This window comes from Candidatus Schekmanbacteria bacterium (assembly GCA_003695725.1).
GTDB lineage: Bacteria > Schekmanbacteria > GWA2-38-11 > GWA2-38-11 > J061 > J061.
Genome location: RFHX01000198.1, coordinates 1 through 3,114 on the forward strand (window position 1 = coordinate 1; position 3,114 = coordinate 3,114).

Annotated in this window: 5 protein-coding genes; 1 reads left to right on the forward strand and 4 read right to left on the reverse strand. The window is 34.2% G+C overall.

The genetic code is table 11. The features are described 5' to 3' along the window. The first annotated feature begins 16 nt into the window (after window positions 1-16). Window positions 17-223, forward strand: coding sequence for a 30S ribosomal protein S21 (gene rpsU, locus D6734_07830; GenBank protein RMF94410.1), 207 nt, complete (start codon window positions 17-19; stop codon window positions 221-223). Between the two features lie 55 nt (window positions 224-278). Here rpsU and D6734_07835 read toward each other — a convergent pair whose 3' ends face one another. The 4 genes from D6734_07835 to D6734_07850 all read right to left on the reverse strand — a co-directional run bounded on the left by D6734_07835 (window position 279) and on the right by D6734_07850 (window position 2,975). After that, a complete protein-coding gene (locus D6734_07835; protein ID RMF94411.1) occupies window positions 279-1,292 on the reverse strand; it encodes a hypothetical protein in 1,014 nt (337 codons plus the stop codon). Continuing rightward, the gene (locus D6734_07840) at window positions 1,293-2,048 is read right to left on the reverse strand and encodes an MBL fold metallo-hydrolase (protein RMF94412.1); all 756 of its coding nucleotides are present in this window, start codon (window positions 2,046-2,048) and stop codon (window positions 1,293-1,295) included. Between the two features lie 112 nt (window positions 2,049-2,160). Further along, on the reverse strand, window positions 2,161-2,397 hold the full coding sequence (locus D6734_07845; protein RMF94413.1) for a hypothetical protein: 237 nt from the start codon (window positions 2,395-2,397) through the stop codon (window positions 2,161-2,163). Window positions 2,398-2,549: 152 nt separating this feature from the next. Then, window positions 2,550-2,975: a MerR family transcriptional regulator gene (locus tag D6734_07850; GenBank protein RMF94414.1), complete on the reverse strand. Its 426-nt coding sequence runs from the start codon at window positions 2,973-2,975 to the stop codon at window positions 2,550-2,552. Between the last annotated feature and the right edge of the window lie 139 nt (window positions 2,976-3,114).

Consider the following 3,114-nt stretch of genomic DNA (forward strand, 5'->3'; position numbering starts at 1 on the left):
ACATATAAAGGGGTGAATTTATTTGGGCAATGTACTTTTTAAAATTGAGGTAAATGGAAATCTCGAAAAAGCTCTCGGAAAGATGAAGAGAGAGTTTAAAAAGGGTAATATCCTGAACGAGATCAAGAAAAAAAGCTTCTACGAAAAGCCAAGCGAAAAGAAAAGAAGAAAAAAAAGAGAAGCGAAACGGAAGATGCAGAAAAAATTAGCTGAACTTTCTTGAATAATTATCTTTATCCCCTCTTTGATTATTAAAGAGGGGATTTTTATATTTTAAATCATAGATACTTGGAGAGCACCTCCCACAGAATTGCAAAGTCCCCTTTTATCAGAGGATTCTTTTTAACATATTCAAATGTTGGTTTTATATATTGCAAATAATCTTCTCTTCCTCTTGAAACTTTTTGAAATGCAAATGTTCCTATAGCTTTTAGGTTTCTTTGCAAAGCACATATATAAAAAAACCTCATAAAATTGACCTTGTCCTTGACTGGAAAATTACAGTTCTCTCTCATTATAAAATAATGATTGATCATTTTTTCAACGAATGCCTCTTCCAAACTGACATATGAATCCTTCAATAGAGAAACAAGGTCATACTGAGGAGGACCTAACCTTGCATCCTGAAAATCGATCATTACAATCTTTCCCTTTTTAACCATCAAATTTCTTGAATGATAATCCCTATGTGTAAAGACGAGAGGTTCATACTCTGCAAGCATTTTGCTCATCTTGTAAAACCCTTGATCGAATATATGACTATGCTCTTTTTGTATCTTTTTGCCTAAAAGATTTTCGATATAATTTTTTCTGAAAAAATTAAGTTCATAAAGGTATTTTTCAGTGTCAAACTTCCTTTTAAAGGCGATAGATTCTTCTTTTCCTACATTTAGAGAGGACTGCATTCTTGCCAATATCTCAATTGCTTCTACATACAAAGAATCTATCTCTTCCGGATGTCGAGATAAAGCTTGCAGCAGAGTTTGATCTCCTAAATCCTCCAAAAGGGCAACAGCATCCTCGATGCTGAAAGCAAAAACTTCCGGCACCGGCAATTTATGATTTTTCAAAAGCCTTTGAATATCCAAATAATCCTTTAAGCTGTTATCTTCACGATTAGGATAAATCATTAGAATAGAGTTCTTAATCTGACTTTTTTCATAATACTTGATACGAACAAAATTTCTCTCAGAGGCATCACCCTTTAAAAGAAAATAAGAAGGAGCTTTAGGAGGTAATCTGAATAGTTTTGAAAGAACTTTTTCAGAGAGCAAGAAGTATTCCTCTATTATTTAAAGATTGAGTTCTTTCAAAAGGGATTCCAACTCTCTTTTGGCGCCAGTCTTGATAGAAGCCCCATGACTTGGGAATATTGCTTCAAAATGATAATTCATAAGTTTTTTTAAACTTTTTAAAGCCAAATCATAATCTGCACAAAACTCCTTTGAAGGAGGATTCAATGGTTTTTTATTTTCTCCACCCATTGCGCCTTTTCCCAAAATGCAGTCCCCGGCAATAAGCACAATATCCTTTACAAGCAAACAGATGCTCCCCTTTGTATGTCCCTCCAAATGTATTACGTCTATTTCTTCATTAAAGTGCTGCCCATCTTCGAGGACTATATCAACTTGGCATGGTGTACAGTCGAAATGATGATGAAACTCCTGTGGAATCATTTCAGGTTTAGGCAGAAATTCCCTACCCTCGATTACAGGCACATCATCTTTATGTGCAGCCAATGGAACATTTAATTCATCTTTGAGTTGTGCGGCATTGCCAATATGATCACCGTGACAATGAGTGCAAATTATGACATCAACCTTGAAGCCATTATTCTTCAAAAATTTCATTATTGTTGAACGGGAACCCTTTCTTAAAAGATTGAGCTGTTCATCTGAAAAGGGCATATTGTTTGCGGCAAAAAAATCAATAACTTCTTTCGACATTGGCTTCAAGCCGGTATCAACCAAGACCTTTTCAAACATTCCATCGATATAAAATGCGCGGCTCAAACCCAAATCTATCTCAAATACTCCGTGATGGCTCATCAAATATCCCTTAAATTAAAAAGGCAGGAGATATATTATACTAATCTCCTGCCCTATTTTACAATTATTAGGCAATTTTTTTCAAAATTTACCCTTTAATCAATACTATAAATTATGAACTTTTCAGAGGTTCGAGCGCCTTTAATGCCATCTGAAGAAAGGGTTTTGGTGTAATTTCTTTTACACATTCCAAAAAGATTTCCTCTGTTACATCTCCACCTTCTCCACACTTCTTGGTTAGAGTTTCAATAAGGCGTTTTCTCGTCATCTCTTGAAAGGGCTTCGGTGAACCTTCAATCGATTTGTCAAACATTGCCTTACTGTTTCCCTGCCAATTAAAATCACCCATATTCATCCTCCTGGCATTTAAGTTAAAGTAAAATTGCTTTCAAACTTATATTTACTATTTTCTAAAAAAAATTTTTTGTCAAGAAAAAGTGAACATCAAATAATAAAATTCAATTCATTGTTTTTAAAAACCTGTTTGTCGATTCACAATCATCAATGTAAATCTAAAATATCCCCATCAGGCGGTCCATTGCGAGGTGTTATAGCTTCAATTTTTAACATAAAATCATCAATCTGACTTACGAAACGGTTCAATTCTTTTATCTTCTCAAGAGCTTTTGCCTTCTGCTCTGAAAGTTTTTCAAGCATTTTTCTTTTAGGTTTTTCTCTTGTTGGATCAGTTTCAAACAGAAAGCTTATCTCCTTTATCTCATCAAGAGTCAGCCCCATACTCTGAAGCTTTCGAATTGCTTTTACAAGAAATATCGTATGTTTGTTGTAATAACGGACCTTCCCATTTGTTTTGGAAGGCGGATTTAACAAGCCAAGCTCTTCGTAATATCGTAGAGTCCTGGTGCTTATGCCAAGCTTTTTTGCAACTTCGCCTATTTTGTAAAGTCCATTTTCATCTTTTTTCATCACTCACTCCAAATAAAATTCTCAAATATAATAAAGCTGTCTATGTCTCCAAACTAATGGACATTCTTTTCAATTTATAAAATAGCATATTTTAAATAGTTCTTCTATCTAAAATAAGCTATGACTTCTGTTGAATTTA

What these genes read in the sequence shown, in the direction of transcription:
- D6734_07845 (RMF94413.1), bottom strand. Translation starts at nt 2,397, where the DNA reads ATGGGTGATTTTAATTGGCAGGGAAACAGTAAGGCAATGTTTGACAAA.
- D6734_07850 (RMF94414.1), bottom strand. Translation starts at nt 2,975, where the DNA reads ATGAAAAAAGATGAAAATGGACTTTACAAAATAGGCGAAGTTGCAAAA.
- D6734_07840 (RMF94412.1), bottom strand. Translation starts at nt 2,048, where the DNA reads ATGAGCCATCACGGAGTATTTGAGATAGATTTGGGTTTGAGCCGCGCA.